A 17,251-nucleotide genomic window follows, 5' to 3' on the forward strand; every position below is an offset into this window, starting at 1 on the left:
ATTATGAAGTACGAATACACTAAAGAAAAGCGCGATCCACAAATTCAATGGTATAAAACAGAATCTGGTAAACGCTGGCGAGTTAAGTTTTCAGTTATGAAGAAAGGCACACGACACCATTTGCAAAAAAATGGTTTAAAGTCGTTTGCTGATGCGCAGTTAGTAAAAGCTCAAATGCTAACCGAGTTAGATCGTAACAACTTTGTTTACTCGAAAAATACCACTGTTCAAGAATATTGGCTTGAATACTATGACAGTAAGTCACAATCAGACGAATGGCGAGCAACAACAGCCCAGTCTTTTAAGAACGTGTTTCGGATTTACATTCTCCCCTATCTAAGCGATCGCAAATTATCCGAGTTAACGCGCCAAGACATTCAAAATTGGCTCAATAAGATAAGCATCGAAAAAGATTTGAGTAAATCTACTGTTCGAAATGCTAGAACAATGTTAAAAGCTATGCTTGAGCAAGCTGTAATTGATGACTATCTACCCAAGAACCCCGCCCGGAAGATTTCTATTATAGGTCGCGAAGAAAAAGACAAATCTATGACTGCTGATGAGTATCAAAAAGTCAGAGAATATATGGCTGATACAAACAAGACGACTGCCATAGAACGAGGAATTTTCGAATTGTCATTGTATGGTTTGAGGCGTGGTGAAATCGTCGGTATGCGTGTTCAATATATTACCCCTACTTCAGTTGAGGTTGCCGGTCAATTAAATAAGTTTGGCGAATACACAGAAACGAAGACTGGAAAAAAAGGCGAACGCACTATTCCCATAACGCCCGATACGTATCGAGTACTATCTGAAGCGTTAGAAGAAAGACGTCAACAACTTTCAACCAAAGAGTCGCGTATATTAAACGCTTCTGATTATGCATTTTCTAAGCGGGACGGAAAACAGTTGACCGGAAATTATGTGTATAGGCTTTTTGAAAAAATGTCTGCTGATTTAGGGTTTAACGTTCACCCTCATAAAATGAGGCATGCGTTTACGACGATCGCATTCAGCACCCCGGGACTTAATCCCAAGGATATTATGCACATACTTGGACACTCTAGCTTGAAAATGTCGATGCATTACAACACAGGAACAGACGAAGGTATGGAGAAAGTGGTGAATTCTACATTTGGTAGTTCCGCGGAAGTTCCGCATTAATTCCGCAAATATATCAAATATAGAAAAAACCGCAATGTATAAATGCCTATACACTGCGGTTTTATTGTTAAAGGATGTCTACGGCTTAAACATATCGTTCAATCCCATGAGTACATCCTCCTTCTATATAAGTATGTTGAAATAATAAAAACCACTATACAGTACCCAAGATAGGCTGTATAGTGGTTTTTTCATATTTTTTTGAGTCATGATTGTTAAATCTAAAACCTTTATAAAAAGGCGATTATCAACCTCCGAAGTATGTGAGGTCACTTCGTCATCTATTCGGCTGACTCTTTATGTATGAACGGAAACTTACGGCGCAGATATGGTGTTACCCAGTAATCTAAACCAATCTTACCAGCATTAAATCCTGCAGTAAGAATAATAAATTCAATAATGATAAAGGTCGGGTTCACTGACACCATTCCTGAAAGCAAGTATGTAAAGTTCATAACTAGTCCAAAGAACGCTGCAGCAAGAGTGAATGTTCCAAAGATCAAACCTAATCCAACAAACACTTCACCCCATGGCACCATCAAGTTAAATAAAGCTGCATCTTGCCCATTATCCGTCATCAACTTCAAGAATGATTGGAACCACGGATATGCAAATGGTTGTTCCGGACTACCTTGGTTAATCGCACCAGTGATAAGTCCTTCGGCATGGAATCCACCTTCCATAAATACCTTACTTAGACCGGCTGTTAACCATAGGTATCCTAAATAAAGGCGTAATACCAACAACATGTAGCTAGCCTTACGGCTGTTTCGTAATAAATGATTCATTTAATTTACCCCCTTAACAAGAGAGTTTAGCATATCCTTTTTCTATTTACTAACTTAATGTAAGCTTAAATACACCTTCACTTATTTAAAGTATGCAAAATCGGTATATATTTTTAGTTTCACAAATTTCTCAGCTTCACAAGCCTGCCATTCATACTAACCGCTTTACTTTCAGCGCCCACGATACAAACATTGGTCTAATTCTATAACTTCACTAAAAAAATATATTACTAATTGATTGAAAAATTTATTTAAAAAAATAAACAAAAAAGCAATATATTTATTCTTGTATTTAAGTTGTTGCATAGTTATTTTTCGTCTTTCTTTTCTGGGTTAGGTTCTGATTCTGGAATATTTGTAATAATCATTTCCCATTCATGCAAATCAGATAGCACTTCCTTCTATAGAAATTAGCTTATGTCCCATAAGCGTTCAATAGCTATTTTCATAATTTACATATCTTAATATACAAACAAGTATCTTCTAATATAATCATCTTCAACATAAGCAATCGTTAGGTTTAAACTATTTTCTCAAAGCCACATTTAAGGTGATATAATATGTTTAGCTGTCTGTTAGTCAAGTTCAAAAACCCACTGAATGAACTTTACTGAACGTTTTTAGGCTATTCACAATGTAGATTAACTTAAATTCCTATCTCTTGTAAAATTCAGTTTCTCCTGATAAAATAAATTCACCATAAACAAGCCTTCGCCATAGGTGTTTGTGGAATATATTTAGAAAGAGGTATTTATATGCCTAAATTAATTAACCCTGGAACAGATAACCAACGTCCAGGACATTACACTGAAGTTGGTCCTCGTGGAGGAGCTGTAGCCAAAGGACACAACGCTACAATTCAACAAGGTGATCGCTTGCCACCTACATCTGCTGCAGGAAATAAGTGGCGAAAAGGCTAAAGCACTTCGTCTAACTTGTGTACATTCACATAATAACAATTTATTAAATGTAGCGTTAAAAATGTGGATTCAACTTATATATATTTCGTTATTAGCATTGTCGTTATGTTGGCGCATGTAATGGGTCCCTATTAGTCTGTTTCTTTGATATGAACGACTAAAATTTTTTCCTGCTGAATATTTATCAAAGAGCTGTTACGGTTGTAAACGTAATGGCTTTTTTATTTGCTTCCCGTTTCTTTATGGTTCACATTGTCTATACCAAAGGTAAAATTGACCACTAAATCAAATAATACGCCTACTTCTTATGAATATACGTACGCTAGGCAGACATTCATTGTCATAAATTGGATACATATTTATTACATGACATACCTACAGCCAGCGTCACGCAAAGTGTGACTAAGATAATTAATGATAATAATTTTGGAATAGATACTGAATACGTCAGAAAACACTTAGGACATGCTGATATATCCGTAACGCAAAAGAGTATAAAAAACACTCGATTTATTCTAATTTTTGTATCACTTTTGTTCCGACTTGCTTCAAAAGCACACGTTTTGTGCCACTTTTTTGCTACTTTTAACGTTTTTTTCTTACCCTTTGTTGCTTTTGAAAACAAACAAAAACCGCTATATATCAACGTTCAAAGCTGATACATAGCGGTTTTCATTATCTATTAGCGAATCTTCTTACCCCAATTCAAAAACGTTGATTTAAAGCTATTTATAGCACCATTGTACCGAATTAGTTCCGAACAAAAAAGCCCCTATTACAGATAGAATTTATTTTCTACCTATAATAGGGGCTTTTCTATATTCAACTATTTGAAATTGCCTTGTTTCAAGTGCGGCTTCTTTCCTTTGAAGTTAATTCCGTAGAATTCCACTTCCCAAAGGTTGGCATTAATCTTCTTCTTCAAGGTTACTCGCGCCCCCTTTTGGAAGATGACGCTATCCTTCTTTCCGTCAGGTAAAATCAGTTTATCCTTTTCATCATAGATACGTGCCCAGTCATTTAATGTAACAACTTGGCCAACCTTATACTCAGGCTTAGGTGCTTCAGCAATCTTTTCACCAGTAATAGCTTCTACTAGATTTTTTGCTAATTCATCAACACGCTTAGTTAGTGTTGAAACGTCCTTAGAATTAGTAATAAATCCTAGCTCAACTAATCGATAGCTGATTCCACGATTGGCTAGTACGTTTAAATTAGCTAAGTTGTTACGCTTATTGATACCACGAGTGGAACTAACTCCTCCCCACCAACCAGCATACTTCTTTACAACATTAGCAATGTCTAAATCGTCCTCATCGGCATTGAAAGCAGATGAGATGATCACATGCCCACCTGTAGCAGAAGCAGACGCTGCGTCCAAATGGAACTCAGTAATTGACTTGTACGCAGAACTCACTGAGTAAGCACCATAACCTGCCACAGTATCTTGGAACATATCACGCTTGGTATCATAGAACTCAATCGTGTTCTTCTTCAACTTACCAGCATACTTCTTCATAGCTGGATGTAACTTACCACGAGTCCAATCACGTTCAGTTGTCCCATTGCCCATTGCACCTGGGTCTCCAGCACCATGTCCCATAACTACTAGATATTTTGCCATGTTTCTTCCTCCTTACGAACTTGATTAATGTATCCTTCCAATTGCTCTTCTGTGAACTTACGGTCGATGCCGTTATCCTTCAAGCGTTGGTTTAACATGTTGATAGCCTCTTGCTTCTTGTGTTCAGGTAAGTAGCGATTAGCTTGTCCGATGCTTTCAACTACCTGAATTGCAAAGCCAAGTGCCATCTTGATACGTTCATTCTTAGACTTCAAACGTAGCGTATTAAATACTTCGCGCAAGATTGGGCTAATCATTCCAATAAAAATAAAAACGCCTACAATGGCGTTGTAATCAATCTTCATTTTTAAATACCACCTTCTCTACAATAGTTAGTCGTGTTTCGTGTTGGTTCAATTGTGCACTGTGAGATGTGCGCATTTCGCGCATTTCGTCACGCATTTCTTTAAGAGGCTGTGTTACGTATTTATTTAATAGGAAACCAAACCCGCCAAAAAACGTCCCTCCTAGTCCCACGCATGCACTCATTAACGCTAGCCAACCCGTGGCTGTTGTGGGCCAAAAATTCTCCATGTATTAGACACCTTCTTCCTCTGTGATGTCATCTTCAACTTCGAATACAGCATCATCAAAGGCACGCTTATCCGCACGCACTTTCTTCTTGTTTGCGTCGTACAACTTTTGATCCATGATAGTCATGCTGTTAGTTGTGTTTCCGTTCCCGTCAGACGTTACGCTGGCGTAAAAATTAGCCACGATCGTTCCTTCGATTTCTGAGTTAGCATTTAGCGTCACTGACTTGTTAATCTTCATTTGTAATTTCCCCCATGTTTTCGATTTCAGTACGTAGTTCTTGGTTTTCGTTTGTCAAAGTATCATTCTTAGCCTGTAAATCCGCTAATTCGATACTTAGATTAGCCACCTTCATTCCTAAATTGCTAATCACTTGTTGCAAATGTTGTTCGTTCATCTTCCAACATCTCTACTTTCTTAGTTAGTTGTTGCACTGCTTTGTACAGCACAGACGTGTAATCGTACAATGACACTCCTTTTTCATCGGGAGATAAAATAGCTGTATCAGCTTCATCTGCGATAACCCCGATTTCAGTTTCGCCAGCTTTGGTATATTGACGTATTTGGGTTCGATTAACGATATCTAATGCATCTTCTTCAAACGCTTGAATATCAGTTTTGGCAGACCGAACAGAATTAACAGCAAATTGAGATGCTCGAATTGGCAAAAACGCACTATCGTCATCACGCAATGTCACACACACGGCCGCCTTGCCATACGGATTTAAGTACAAATTACCGTTACCAACGTCATCTTTCCCCCGCAGAGACATTAAATGATTTCGCCACAGTCGCAATCCCGTAGTCGTTTCTACTCGGGGGTTGTGCCAATGGACAATCGAACCGCTAAACTTTGTGTTTCCGTCGTAACCAACTACGCCCAACGTACCACGGTGAGCACCCGTGCCTAACTTGGCATAATCGCCAATCTGGATGGTTGTATCTTTTGTATTAAGTATTCGAGCGGTGTTAACTGTCCACAAATGTCCTGTGTCGCCGAATAAATTCTTTGCATTGATATTAATAATGTTGGCTTTCAACCCGTCCAAAGTACCAAATGAGATTTTTCCAGCATCAATATTGCTGATTTTAGCGCTGTTGATTGAAGCATTTGCGATTTGAGCATTACCAATTGAACCGTTTTTCATAACAGCGCCGTCCATCCAGGCTTTACCAGTGATTGTGACATTACCGTCAAGAATGATTTTGTTACCTGCAATGCGTGTACCACTGCCATCTCCATTTATCCCTGAGATTAAAGCGCCTGTATTGTCCTTAATTCCTAGTGCGAAATTATCCTTGAACAATTGCAAGACAGTGCTTTCGCTAGTTGTATTTCCTGGCGTATATTGGTCACCTGTCAACTCCACAGTTCCGACATATGGTCGTGATATGTTAGCTGTTACGTTACCTCTAGCTGTGTACAACAACATACCGTACGCTGTATCGGTGTTCAATTTAATTGATTTTGCGTAGGTCGTCCATTTGGAATTAACGCCAACTTTCGAAGTGTTTCCCAACCAACCAGTTATATTGTTGTGTCCAATTCGCACACCAGATGAGTTGTATTCGTCATAGTAAACAGCCAATTGATCTGTTTCAGCACCTCCGCTTGAACGAAACAGTACATCAACTTTGATAAATACATTGTCCATACCATTTCTAGGTATTTGTGCGGTTTGAACTCCAAAATATTGGCTAGTGTACCCGCTAGTATTAATTGTCAGCGGTCGAATACCTTTGTACAACGAACCACCTACATACCACTTGTCTTCCCAACCGGGATAAGATGACCATAATTTACGGCCCTCACTTAGGTTAGAATCGATAACCAAATTAAGTGCTCCCATAGTCATTCCGAGAGCGTCAGCTGACTGAGTAATGGCTGATGTGTATCCTTTAGTAACTGATGTAATTTCAGAATTTAACAATCCCTTTAATTGGGTAACTGTCGAGCTATCACCTGCGATACGATCGGAAATTTCTTTTGTAATCTGTGAAGATGTTTGCGTCTGCTTGCTCTCTAAAGTAGTCACGTTGCCATTCAATTTAGTCACTTGAGATTGGATACCTGTAGCTGTCTGAATAGACTTCGCAGCATCAGCTTTGGCAGTAGTTGCAACTGACATTCCGTCCGCCGCTAACTTAGCGACTGCCTTCAACCCGCTCTTAGGATCATTAACTAAGCCTGTAATACCGTCTACCCCTACCTCTAACGCTGAAACACGCTGATTATTATTGTAATTACCCGCTACGTAATCGCCAATTTTATCAGCAAACACAACCATTGGTTGCGCCAAATAATTATTCATACCCTCTCTGGCTTCAAAAGTAATCGTGACTTGTGTCGCGTTCGAAGGAACGTTTATTCCTTCCCATTTGCGATGTTGCCCTGAGGTGGTAGTACTACTCCACTCTTTGAAATAACCCTCTTTATTATCAATCATAATCAATGTGCCAGAACTATCTTGAAATCTAATCCAAAGATTGGCATATTGAGCCTTCCTTCTAGTTTCAACCCACCATGACATTGACATTTTTCGATTTTCCGTAGGCGTACTTGCGATTTGCACGACTTGCTGAAATCCTACATATGTTTTTTCAGGAGCGTTCATAGTGGCGAACCCTACTGTGGCAGACCCCAACTCGGTGCTCAACCATGATCTATACGGCGCTCTACTTCCGTTACTCGACTTCAACTCCCACCCTTCCAAATCAGGATTAAATTCAGTGTTGATAAGTTGATTTACTTGTCCCTTAGAATTTGCTTTCAATTTTAACTCAGCGACAGATTGGGTAATCTTATTGCTTTCTAATTTCAATTGAGAAAGCGTATTATCGACTGACTTATTCTTAGCATCATAGTCAGTCTTGTTTACCTTCAGATTAATCGCCTTGTCGATTACGTCAATCTTAGATTTGTTGGCTTGAATATTGCCGTCAGTCGTCTTTTTATAGTTAGACACATCGACTTTTACTCCGTCAGCAGTTGCTTTAACTTCTGACAACTTAGTAGTAAGAGTTTGTGTCTGCTTATTCAATTCAGCTTGACTAACTTTCCCCCGTAACTCTGTGTCGGTCTTTTCGATAGCTGAACTGTTCAACTTAACTTGGTCGCCTAACTCTTTCTGCGCCCTGTTTAATTCAGCCGTAGCCTCATTCAACGTTTCCGTTACAGACTCTTTAGCGATAGACACTGCATTGTCCATAATCTTTTGAGCATTAGCATCAGCTTCTTGCAGGAGGTTGTCTCCTTTAGTTGCTAGTTCCTTCCGCTCTTTTTCAGCTTTATCAAGTTGTATACGTGTTTCTTCTCGGAATTTATCAGCTTCTTCCTTTTGCTTTGCGTCCAACTCTTCCGCAAAACTCTTAGCATCCTCAATCTTCTTGTCCACTTCCAACGTAATGCGCTTTTGAGTTTGTGTATCAACTAAATCAACCCATTGTCCATTGATAAATTGACGAACACCTGATTCTTCTCCGTCTTCCCAGAACCACAAATCACCTTCCTGAGGATGTTTAGGAGGATAACGTCCATAGTAGTTAGTATTCTTTCCATTTGCTGAACGAACAGCATTAGTGGCATCTTCTCGAATTTGAGTAATCTTAGACATCAAATCATTCAATAAATTTTTATTAGAAGATGCGAATGATAACTTAGATGCACCGACGACCAGATTAGTGACACGTTCCATAATTGGATCGTAATGAATTTCATTAACAATAGCCGTGATATTAATCTTGAATTCAGGGACATACACAGTCACCGTATCAGTCAGTTGAACTGTCTCTAAGTCTTTGAACACATCTTGGTAGTCTGCGCTATCTTGCAAGCTCAATACATCAATATCTACCGTAACTTTAGGTTTGTCTTTCCCTGTGTTTTGAGATTTCGTGAACCAATTAGATGCATATGCATCAATTTTCTTCTTGATGTCTGCATCGGTTGCTTTATCCGGAATTTTGATATGCTCTGATACGTCCACTTGTTGTGTGAAAATGATTGGATAATTGGCAATATGCTTACTTTTTACAATATCGCCATACACGTATCGCGTTTTTTCTTTCTCAGTAATTGAAACCACAGGCACGACTTGAGTAACAATCTCAGACGTATCTACTTCGTACTCAAGCCCCTCGATATTTTTCCCTAGGCGAAAAGATGTAACATTGTCACGTCCTCGTCTTTGAAGCATGGACACACGCCTATTTTCGCGCTTTAATTCTCCTCCCCAACGTTGCAAAAACGACCCTTCTACACCGGCAATCGCCTCCATAGGACTCACGCCGTTCAACTCTGTAGAAGTAATACGAGAAATGTCAGAGTAGAATTTGAACATGTGCCTGTCCACGGTTGCTTCTTCAATTTTCCGCATGGCCCATTGGCCGTCGCCTTCTATTTTTAAACGCTTAATCAAATTGTGATTTAGATCGTAAGTGATTGAGTAGGCTGTGATTTCAATTGTTTTAGAAACCACATCTAATTTTGTGCGAGCGATACGGAAAGCGTGAGAATTATCAAGAGGGCTTGGTTTTGCCAAGATAATCCGACCGGATTCAATTTCCTTGTAATACTGACCACTTGTAGGATAGGTTGCCGTTAATTGGAACATTCCATTTCGTTGCTCAGTAACATCTACATTAAATAATTCTGACAAACTTCCTAAGCCATTAGTTCGGAAATCAACTTCACTTTCTAAATGTAATGTAGGTATCATACAGTCCTCCATTTCGGTGTAACGATAGCAGTTCCGCCTGTCACACTAATTTTATTTGTACCAGGCTTGAATGTTGGAAATGGCCCGATACGCATTTTATTGTTCTCGTTTATAGCTTTTCCTGCATCCATTCGATACACAGTCTGTAGTGCACAATCTAGCTCGATATTCCCTGTTACATTTACGAATAAATACTCTCGGTCATTAACAAATAGTCTAATGTCACCAGACCCTACTAGTTTGATATTTGGCTTTGCATCAAACAATGTTGGGTTGGTTAGTGTCAACGTAGAAGAACCAACATTAACAGTCGCAACGTTACGCAAGCGTTTGAATGGCGCTCCTGTAAACGTCACTTCAAATGCATTCATATTTGAAACTAGATTAGTTTCGCTAATGCGTTGCACCCCCTGTAACAGTAATTGGTACTCGTAATCTTCATCAAAGAAAAACACGCCAGTTACATATCGACCAGTATCAATGGCGTTCATAAACGCTGAATATTTAGCGTTATAATCAGATGTGTTTTTAGATTCAATCATAAATTGCATCTTAAATTCACGATTAGAATAATTCTTGTTATCCAGAACCAACGCACGATCAATCATAGGCAGTTCAGAATTAACAACAGTCTTACGCATGGGAAAAACAGTCTCTTCCCAATCAAATAAAGTTACGCCATTGGCTAGTCCTTTGAATTTTCCAATTGTAAAATCATTATCTCTCATCAATTCCCCCTTCCGAATACGTTCCCAGCATTCTTTGATTGCTCATTCATTGTTGCTTGTACCTTATCAGTCAACATCTTCACTGTTCGTGGCGTTACGTCAGCCATGACTTGAACGTTAACTACGTTCTCTACCTTAGTAATACCACCAGAAGAAACAGTGTTGGTATTAACGCTACGTCCCACTTGATTGTTGTCTGACAAGCGTTTCATATCACGACGTTGAGCCATAATTTGGTTAGTTTCGCCAGCGTTAAAGATACGTGTACCTGTCGGCAAGTCCATTTTTACGTCACGACCAGTCGGCATAATTTCTTTACCATTTGGCAAACGAATAAGTTCTCGATAATTAGGACCCTTTTGGTCGTTAACTTTTACTGGCCCACCCATAAAGTACGGGTCTCCAGTTGCACGTTCTGCTCTTGTGGTAATCATTTCAATGAACTTTTGAGTCTTATTGGGAATACTGTCCAAACTACGTTGAGCCGAACTGACCCCTTGATAAGTATTATCAACCGCTTCAATAGACTTAGACGGCACATTCTTTCCGATAACCGAATCCAATGCGGCATTACCTGTATTGGCTGCTTGAACTGTACTTGATGCATCAGCCTTTAGATACTTTAACGCTGGGTTGTTTGCATTGTATTCGTTCAACTTAATTCCCGCTGAGGTTAATTGTTGGTGAACGTTAGTGTTGTCTGCCAATAATTTCTTTACTTGGACAGGTAATGCATCCCAATCTTTTTGCGACTTGATTGCTTCATCAAATTTGGCCGATGCATGGTTGGTAGCTAACAACTTCTTAATTTCTGGACTTAACTCGTTCCAACTTTCGATACTGTCTTGCGCTTCTTTAGACACAATAGGCGTATTAGACTCCGTGATTAACTTTTTGACCTGCGGTGTTAAATCTTCCCACAGTCGCATATCCTGCAGTGTTGCTTCTATTACATCCCCAGAATTAGAACCCATAATTATTTTCTTAACTGGGTCTGGAAGCATGGCGAATTCTGCCATAGCTGTTTTGTCATTTAACAAGACTTGAGCTACGTTACTATTTACTGTCGCCTTCTTTTCTTCAAGAGACATAGAATCCCACTTTTTAGACTCAATCGCAGCCTCAGTAAACATTTGTCTAGCATTAGAACCGATATTAGCTTCTTTAGCCGCTAACTTCATTTGGTCCCAGCCTTCTTTTGACTTCATAGCCTTTTGAACTTCTTCAGGTGCATTGGTTTTCAATTTACCAGTCTTAGGATCTAGCACGATAGAGTTCCATTTATTAACAGAGTCACGCGTTTTTTCATCTGCCTCTTCTGATGCTGAAACTACAGCTGACATATTTTGTTTAGCGCTAGCGCCTAGCTTATCGTATGCCTTTTCAGCCTCTTCCAAAGTTGTTCCCATCTTAGTGAAATGCATACGCATCGCATTTTCATTTTCACCGTTGGCCTTCATTAATTCGTACGAACGAGCAATAGATCTTTCATTAGCCTCTTCTTGCTGAGCATCTAAACTACCAATGATGTTTTTGTATTGTTCAGCGGACATCATACCTTGGTCGTAATATTTTTTAACAGTTTCTCTTTGTTTGTCATATGATTCGACAGTTTTCGCAGCAACATCACCTAGATTTTTAAACGCTTCTCTTCGCTGTTCGGCACTCAATTGAGACACATCTCCGTTAAGTGAGATGATTGCTTGCTTTTCTTGCTCTGCAGTTAACCCCAAGCTTTTTACAGTCAATTCATTCATACGTAATCGAGATTGATGCATAAACTGTTGTTGCTCGGCGGTTTCCTTTCCAGATTGTTTTTGAATCGCCTTAACCGTCTCACTTATACGCTTTGCTTCATCTTCAATTTCTTTATTATGCTTCTTGAACTCTTCATTTGCTTTGCTTAGGGCATTTTGCAAATCTTTAGGTAGTTGGTTGAACCCTTCTTGCATTTCGTCATTAGATTTCTTAACGTTTTCAGAAACATTTTTCGACATATCTTCGAAAGCCTTAGATACTTCCTTTGAAGTTAGCTTCGCATCGTTCGTTGTTGATGCAAGCGCAAGATTGATGCCATCTTGTGCAGACTTAACACTATCTAGAGACTTCTTTGCACTATCGCTTACATCACTGCCCCAACGCTTAGCATTAGCTTGTCCTTCTATCCACTTGATACCACCGATTGCCAAACCTAGCCCGGTCACTACACCAACCACACCTACCGTCGCTGGGCTCAACGCTCCGAAAACTTTCAGACTATTCGTAGCGCCACTAGCCATTGCATTCAGTCCACCTGTAGCAGTACTTGCGGTTGTTCCCAATGCACCTACTGAGATAGCCGCACTTTTTGCCGCATTCATACCTTTAAACGCAGCGATAGTTGACACAGCACTTGTCGAAACTTTACCTAAGATAAACGCTGTAGGTCCGGCCGCCATTGCCAATAGCCCCAACTTCACGATAACTTTTTGTGCCTCAGGATCTAAATCACTAAACGCGTCAGCACATTGTTCAATAAACTTCGTAATGTCACGAAAGGCTGGCGTAACAATACGTGCAATAGCAATACCTGCATCTTCCAGAGACCCAAACATTTGTTCAATTGAATTATTAGCATTGTCTTGCATTGTACGTGCCATTTCGTCCGCTGCGCCTGCAGAGTTGTTAAGAGACTCAGTGAAATCATCGTATACACCTGGCGCTTCACCTACTAGGGCCATCATTCCAGATAGTGCTGTTTGCCCAAACAATATTTTCAAAGTAGCAGCTTTTTGTTCATCAGTAAGATCCTTCATACTTGTTTGTAATTCGCCAAGAATCTTACCGAACGGCTTCATCTTGCCTTGAGAGTCAAAAAACGTGATACCCAAATCTTCCATAGCACCACGCGCTTCCTTTGTAGGCTTAGCCATACTAGTAAGTGCCATACGCATTGTCGTACCGGCTTGTGACCCTTTGATTGAATGGTTAGCCATAACACCAATAGCGGCACTGGTTTCTTCCACTGACATGTTCAATTGGTGCGCAACTGGGGCGATATACTTCATCGCTTCCCCCAATGCTGATGTATCAGTAGCGGCACTAGTTGCTGTTTTTGCCAAAACGTCAGCTACTCGTCCTGCCTCACTAGCCTCAAGTCCGAACGAACGCAATGTTCCTGCTGAAATTTCAGCCGCTAAACCAACATCCTTACCTGATACGGCGGCCAAATCCAAAAGCCCTGGAGTTGCCGCCATAATTTCATTAACTGAAAACCCAGCCATGGCTAGATTTTCCATACCTTGTGCAGTTTCACGAGCACTAAATGCTGTATCTTTACCTAATTGACGGGCTTGTGACGTAAGAGTTTCGATTTCTGCGCTGGTAGCTCCAGAAATGGCTTTAACACGACTCATTCCTTCTTCGAAGTCAAAACCAACTTTTAATGCCATAGTTCCAACCGCCGCCATAGGTAACGTGACTTTTTTAGTTAGAGAGCTACCAACCTCAGTCAATTGCTCGCCTGCAGAATTTAACGCACCAGTCCAACCCTGTGTCTTAACTTGCATCTCAGCCATTTCACGACTAGTATCTACAAATTGTTGCTTATAGGCGTTCAATTTAACTGTACTTTGCTCATATTCCTGACGCAGCTTAGCTTGTTCGCCTTCTGTCAATTTGGACATCTTTGCATTATCATTCAAAACATCTCCATAAGATTTATTAATCTTACTCATATTCTGAATAGAATGACCAAGCATACCTACTTTCGCCTTGGTAATCTCAAGCTCTTGCCCACCACGGCGGGTAGCTGATGCGAAAGATGAAAACCCCTTCACTCCGCCCTTAATATCACGTTCTAACTTACTAACACCATCGGTTACGCCTTTTCCATCAATTCCGACTTCAATTCGCAACTTACCTAAACTCATATCTCCCGCCATGGTTGACCTCCTTACATATTTTCTACTTGCGCTGACGTCATCTGAGTGAAATCAACACGCTTAGTTGGTTGTTTTTCTTCATCCTTCTTCTTGTCGTCTAGCAACATCATGAGCATTGAAACATCAGTCTTATACACTTCGTTAATTGTGAAGTTTGGATAATTACGTACAATTGCAACTACGAACTGTTTCAACATCTTAATCTGCTTACGAATGTTCTTTAGCGACTGAGAAGGCGTTAGGGTTTTGACACCTTACCGGTATCGTTTGCTGAGTATTGATCCATCACATATGTTTGAACCAACGGAACCAACTTATCCATTGCATTACCGTTTTCCATTAGTGCATCAACAGTCACGCGTTTGTCGTCAAATAAATCTGCAATCAATTCCAAACGGCCGCGCAGTACAGATGTACCAGTTGGCATATCAACAGTTTCAGGAACAGCTACATCATCCATGTTTTCTCCGTTGTTTGCTCGATTGACGTAATCTTCAAACTCAGCTTGTTTAGCGAAAGCAACAGTTAGCTTCTCTTCGAATTCCAACCAACTAAACACGCTTTTCAATGGGATAAAATCTTGCGAAACGACCTCGTCTTTGCCTGTTTCTTGATTACGAATCTTAATTTCTAACATCATTACTTCCTCCTCTTATATGTACAGGGCGTTCCACCCATTCGGCAGTCTATGCATACTGGCTCAATCGGATACTACTTATCAGAAGTCTTTACGGCTGCAACCTTTCCTGCAACAGCTTCGAACAACTTGTCCTTACCAGGACCATCTCCGATACGTGTAACAACTACTCCCCCGTCAAATTCAGAACCTGACTTGATGTAGTTTTGCGCTGAGAATGTGTATGCCGCACCTTCAGGCTTAAATTCTTCATCTGCGTCCATAGTCTTAGCTGAGAAACCTTCAGGACGTGACAGCACACCGTTCAACAACGCAATGTAAACCGGGTCTCCATTTGCTGTATGTGATTCAGCAATAATGGCCATCTTTGGTGCCTTAGTATCCTTACCCATAATGATGTTTCCATCAGTAGTGATAGTGCGCCCTAACCACTTAGCTTCAACTTCCATAGGAACATCAAGCAACGTCAAATCTGCTGTAACCTTTCCTGTCCCTTGGGCATTTTGGTAGTAAACAACGTCTGAAGCTGATACTTGCGTTGGTTCTTTTGACAAACCGTTCAGCTTAATTTCTTGTGTCCCACCTTCACCTTCACGGCCTTCAACGACAAACTTTTCAACTGTTCCAGCTCCTGTTTGCATGAATACGTGCAAGCGTTGGAACCCGTACAGAATTCCACTGTTCAATGTAAATGACTTAGCCATTCTCTAATTCTCCTTTGTTGTAAAACGATATCGACGCACTACTACTTGTAGGTAATCGATTGCATCAGAAAAGGCGTCCCCAAATCTGAGAACGCCTTCCTTTAGTAATAATTTTTCAATCTTGTCTGAAACTTCCAGCGCCGTTTCAAAATAGCCAGCCTCCACATTAATTTGGAATTCAAACAATCGCTTGGTTGGCTTGTTACTTGCCCATTCCTTTGGTGACCCATAATTACCAGGAATAATCACAATATTTGCCCCGTCTTCGATTGGTTTAATGTCCTCTACAATGTGCAGTTTGGCTTTCTTGCCAGCGGTAAGTTCCATAATTTCAGCATTATCATTGATCAACTTGATAACACTCCAGATATCTACTTCTGCAACGATTTCACTACCGCCTTTCTAGCAATCATTCGTGCCGCTACTCCAATTGGCGCAAGCGTACTTTCTAGTTTTCCGAACCCCTTAGGACGTATGCGCCTAATGCCACCGTTCGTCTTACGGGCGTACCCGAATTCGTTCAAGTGGACTAATTTCACACGCTGTTTAGGACCTTTCCAACCAATTGATACGTATGTCACACCACCGATACCACCAGGCTTAACCTTGTAGGTCGTTTCTTTAACAGTTGCACCGGTATCTCGATAACTGCCTTCTACTTCTTGCACAATTTTCTTACCAGCTTTACCAGCCTGTTTTGCAAAATCATTCGAAATATCGATAACAGCTTGTCGTCCTAACTTGCGCTCAACAGTCCTGAAGATGTCTTCAAGCCCGTGAACTTCGAATTTAGTACCATTCGCCATTAGCCCACCTCGTTGAATAAGCCTAGTGGTTGTTTCGTCTTGTGCACCAATAACTTGACGTAACGACCGTTAGTTATGTCCGGAATAATTTCATCCACTTCAAAATAACCAACATTCCCCAATCTGATGTCGTTGATCTTAACGACCATACTCACATCTAGAACAGTCTTGTTCAATTGAGGAATAACTAGTGTTAGAGACGTCTTTTCAAACTTCGCCCCAAGTAGAGCAATGTCTTTATTAGACGGCTTATACGCTAGTCCTAGTCCTTTATAAACCTTAGTCAACTTAAGCTTAGGCTTGCGCCCGTCATCAGCTAAATCGCGCTTAGAAAAGACGGTAAACGGCACATTCATCTCATTAGATTGGTATCGTTGATTTTTCTTACGCTTTGACTTGTCCAAAACTCTCAGCTCCCGTCTTCAATGCCAGGTCATTAATTTCAGCCCGATAGTTATCAAAGAAGTATTCGCCTTGGTCGTTGAAAACGTACATAGCGCGAGCGATAATCAACTCTCGATAAGTAGCATTTGCTAGACTCTTCACACCTGTAAAATCTGTAATCAACTCTACTGATGCATCAAGAATAGCCTTTAAACGCTCATCTTCTTCATCGTGAAAAAGCTTTAACGCCTCTTTCAAAGCATCTAATAACTTCTCAGATGTAAAGTCAGCGCTTAATGGTGTGTATTCACTCATATCACG

18 protein-coding genes are annotated in these 17,251 nt (G+C 40.3%); 2 read left to right on the plus strand and 16 right to left on the minus strand.

The genetic code is table 11. The features are described from left to right. Nucleotides 1-3 precede the first annotated feature (3 nt). Nucleotides 4-1,164, plus strand: a complete 1,161-nt coding sequence (locus tag KHQ31_RS03740; protein ID WP_213409653.1) for a tyrosine-type recombinase/integrase — start codon at nt 4-6, stop codon at nt 1,162-1,164. A gap of 281 nt (nt 1,165-1,445) precedes the next feature. Here the strand turns inward: KHQ31_RS03740 and KHQ31_RS03745 are convergent, their stop codons facing one another. Beyond that, the gene (locus KHQ31_RS03745; RefSeq protein WP_213409654.1) at nt 1,446-1,952 is read right to left on the minus strand and encodes a DoxX family membrane protein; all 507 of its coding nucleotides are present in this window, start codon (nt 1,950-1,952) and stop codon (nt 1,446-1,448) included. Nucleotides 1,953-2,707: 755 nt separating this feature from the next. Between KHQ31_RS03745 and KHQ31_RS03750 the strand changes: the two genes are divergently transcribed. Beyond that, nucleotides 2,708-2,872, plus strand: coding sequence for a YjzC family protein (locus KHQ31_RS03750; RefSeq protein ID WP_213409655.1), 165 nt, complete (start codon nt 2,708-2,710; stop codon nt 2,870-2,872). A gap of 826 nt (nt 2,873-3,698) precedes the next feature. Here KHQ31_RS03750 and KHQ31_RS03755 read toward each other — a convergent pair. The 15 genes from KHQ31_RS03755 to KHQ31_RS03825 all read right to left on the minus strand — a co-directional run bounded on the left by KHQ31_RS03755 (nt 3,699) and on the right by KHQ31_RS03825 (nt 17,245). Further along, on the minus strand, nt 3,699-4,496 hold the full coding sequence (locus tag KHQ31_RS03755; protein WP_213409656.1) for an N-acetylmuramoyl-L-alanine amidase: 798 nt from the start codon (nt 4,494-4,496) through the stop codon (nt 3,699-3,701). Further along, the gene (locus tag KHQ31_RS03760; protein WP_213409657.1) at nt 4,481-4,801 is read right to left on the minus strand and encodes a phage holin, LLH family; all 321 of its coding nucleotides are present in this window, start codon (nt 4,799-4,801) and stop codon (nt 4,481-4,483) included. The genes KHQ31_RS03755 and KHQ31_RS03760 overlap by 16 nt, the downstream gene beginning before the upstream one ends. Further along, nucleotides 4,791-5,030, minus strand: a complete 240-nt coding sequence (locus KHQ31_RS03765; RefSeq protein WP_213409658.1) for a hypothetical protein — start codon at nt 5,028-5,030, stop codon at nt 4,791-4,793. The genes KHQ31_RS03760 and KHQ31_RS03765 overlap by 11 nt, the downstream gene beginning before the upstream one ends. A gap of 3 nt (nt 5,031-5,033) precedes the next feature. Then, nucleotides 5,034-5,270 carry a hypothetical protein gene (locus KHQ31_RS03770; RefSeq protein WP_213409659.1) on the minus strand — a complete coding sequence of 79 codons (237 nt, stop codon included), beginning with the start codon at nt 5,268-5,270 and terminating at the stop codon, nt 5,034-5,036. Continuing rightward, on the minus strand, nt 5,260-5,427 hold the full coding sequence (locus tag KHQ31_RS03775) for a hypothetical protein (RefSeq protein WP_213409660.1): 168 nt from the start codon (nt 5,425-5,427) through the stop codon (nt 5,260-5,262). The genes KHQ31_RS03770 and KHQ31_RS03775 overlap by 11 nt, the downstream gene beginning before the upstream one ends. After that, nucleotides 5,396-9,748, minus strand: a complete 4,353-nt coding sequence (locus KHQ31_RS03780) for a phage tail spike protein (RefSeq protein ID WP_213409661.1) — start codon at nt 9,746-9,748, stop codon at nt 5,396-5,398. Before KHQ31_RS03780 ends, KHQ31_RS03775 begins: the two co-directional genes overlap by 32 nt. Further along, nucleotides 9,745-10,476, minus strand: a complete 732-nt coding sequence (locus KHQ31_RS03785) for a hypothetical protein (RefSeq protein ID WP_213409662.1) — start codon at nt 10,474-10,476, stop codon at nt 9,745-9,747. The genes KHQ31_RS03780 and KHQ31_RS03785 overlap by 4 nt, the downstream gene beginning before the upstream one ends. Beyond that, complete coding sequence (locus KHQ31_RS03790; RefSeq protein ID WP_213409663.1) at nt 10,476-14,399, minus strand: phage tail tape measure protein; 3,924 nt, start codon at nt 14,397-14,399, stop codon at nt 10,476-10,478. Before KHQ31_RS03790 ends, KHQ31_RS03785 begins: the two co-directional genes overlap by 1 nt. Nucleotides 14,400-14,410: 11 nt before the next feature. Then, nucleotides 14,411-14,596 carry a hypothetical protein gene (locus KHQ31_RS03795; protein ID WP_213409664.1) on the minus strand — a complete coding sequence of 62 codons (186 nt, stop codon included), beginning with the start codon at nt 14,594-14,596 and terminating at the stop codon, nt 14,411-14,413. Nucleotides 14,597-14,637: 41 nt separating this feature from the next. Next, a complete protein-coding gene (gene gpG / locus KHQ31_RS03800; RefSeq protein ID WP_213409665.1) occupies nt 14,638-15,039 on the minus strand; it encodes a phage tail assembly chaperone G in 402 nt (133 codons plus the stop codon). 71 nt (nt 15,040-15,110) lie between these two features. Then, nucleotides 15,111-15,740 (minus strand): major tail protein, encoded by a 630-nt coding sequence (locus tag KHQ31_RS03805; RefSeq protein WP_213409666.1) that lies wholly within the window; start codon nt 15,738-15,740, stop codon nt 15,111-15,113. 3 nt (nt 15,741-15,743) lie between these two features. After that, nucleotides 15,744-16,091, minus strand: coding sequence for a hypothetical protein (locus KHQ31_RS03810; protein ID WP_213409667.1), 348 nt, complete (start codon nt 16,089-16,091; stop codon nt 15,744-15,746). A 20-nt stretch (nt 16,092-16,111) separates the two neighbouring features. Next, nucleotides 16,112-16,546, minus strand: a complete 435-nt coding sequence (locus tag KHQ31_RS03815) for a hypothetical protein (protein ID WP_213409668.1) — start codon at nt 16,544-16,546, stop codon at nt 16,112-16,114. Next, entirely contained in the window at nt 16,546-16,950 is a 405-nt protein-coding gene (locus tag KHQ31_RS03820) for a hypothetical protein (RefSeq protein ID WP_213409669.1), read from the minus strand. Before KHQ31_RS03820 ends, KHQ31_RS03815 begins: the two co-directional genes overlap by 1 nt. Beyond that, the gene (locus KHQ31_RS03825) at nt 16,931-17,245 is read right to left on the minus strand and encodes a head-tail connector protein (RefSeq protein WP_213409670.1); all 315 of its coding nucleotides are present in this window, start codon (nt 17,243-17,245) and stop codon (nt 16,931-16,933) included. Before KHQ31_RS03825 ends, KHQ31_RS03820 begins: the two co-directional genes overlap by 20 nt. Nucleotides 17,246-17,251: the final 6 nt, after the last annotated feature.

The organism is Weissella ceti (assembly GCF_018394055.1).
GTDB classification, from domain to species: Bacteria; Bacillota; Bacilli; order Lactobacillales; family Lactobacillaceae; genus Weissella; species Weissella ceti.

Excerpts from the sequence above, each read along its gene's own strand:
- KHQ31_RS03740 (WP_213409653.1), top strand. The coding sequence starts at position 4 with ATGAAGTACGAATACACTAAAGAAAAGCGCGATCCACAAATTCAATGG.
- KHQ31_RS03745 (WP_213409654.1), bottom strand. The coding sequence starts at position 1,952 with ATGAATCATTTATTACGAAACAGCCGTAAGGCTAGCTACATGTTGTTG.
- KHQ31_RS03750 (WP_213409655.1), top strand. The coding sequence starts at position 2,708 with ATGCCTAAATTAATTAACCCTGGAACAGATAACCAACGTCCAGGACAT.
- KHQ31_RS03755 (WP_213409656.1), bottom strand. The coding sequence starts at position 4,496 with ATGGCAAAATATCTAGTAGTTATGGGACATGGTGCTGGAGACCCAGGT.
- KHQ31_RS03760 (WP_213409657.1), bottom strand. The coding sequence starts at position 4,801 with ATGAAGATTGATTACAACGCCATTGTAGGCGTTTTTATTTTTATTGGA.
- KHQ31_RS03765 (WP_213409658.1), bottom strand. The coding sequence starts at position 5,030 with ATGGAGAATTTTTGGCCCACAACAGCCACGGGTTGGCTAGCGTTAATG.
- KHQ31_RS03770 (WP_213409659.1), bottom strand. The coding sequence starts at position 5,270 with ATGAAGATTAACAAGTCAGTGACGCTAAATGCTAACTCAGAAATCGAA.
- KHQ31_RS03775 (WP_213409660.1), bottom strand. The coding sequence starts at position 5,427 with ATGAACGAACAACATTTGCAACAAGTGATTAGCAATTTAGGAATGAAG.
- KHQ31_RS03780 (WP_213409661.1), bottom strand. The coding sequence starts at position 9,748 with ATGATACCTACATTACATTTAGAAAGTGAAGTTGATTTCCGAACTAAT.
- KHQ31_RS03785 (WP_213409662.1), bottom strand. The coding sequence starts at position 10,476 with ATGAGAGATAATGATTTTACAATTGGAAAATTCAAAGGACTAGCCAAT.
- KHQ31_RS03790 (WP_213409663.1), bottom strand. The coding sequence starts at position 14,399 with ATGGCGGGAGATATGAGTTTAGGTAAGTTGCGAATTGAAGTCGGAATT.
- KHQ31_RS03795 (WP_213409664.1), bottom strand. The coding sequence starts at position 14,596 with ATGTTGAAACAGTTCGTAGTTGCAATTGTACGTAATTATCCAAACTTC.
- gpG (WP_213409665.1), bottom strand. The coding sequence starts at position 15,039 with ATGATGTTAGAAATTAAGATTCGTAATCAAGAAACAGGCAAAGACGAG.
- KHQ31_RS03805 (WP_213409666.1), bottom strand. The coding sequence starts at position 15,740 with ATGGCTAAGTCATTTACATTGAACAGTGGAATTCTGTACGGGTTCCAA.
- KHQ31_RS03815 (WP_213409668.1), bottom strand. The coding sequence starts at position 16,546 with ATGGCGAATGGTACTAAATTCGAAGTTCACGGGCTTGAAGACATCTTC.
- KHQ31_RS03825 (WP_213409670.1), bottom strand. The coding sequence starts at position 17,245 with ATGAGTGAATACACACCATTAAGCGCTGACTTTACATCTGAGAAGTTA.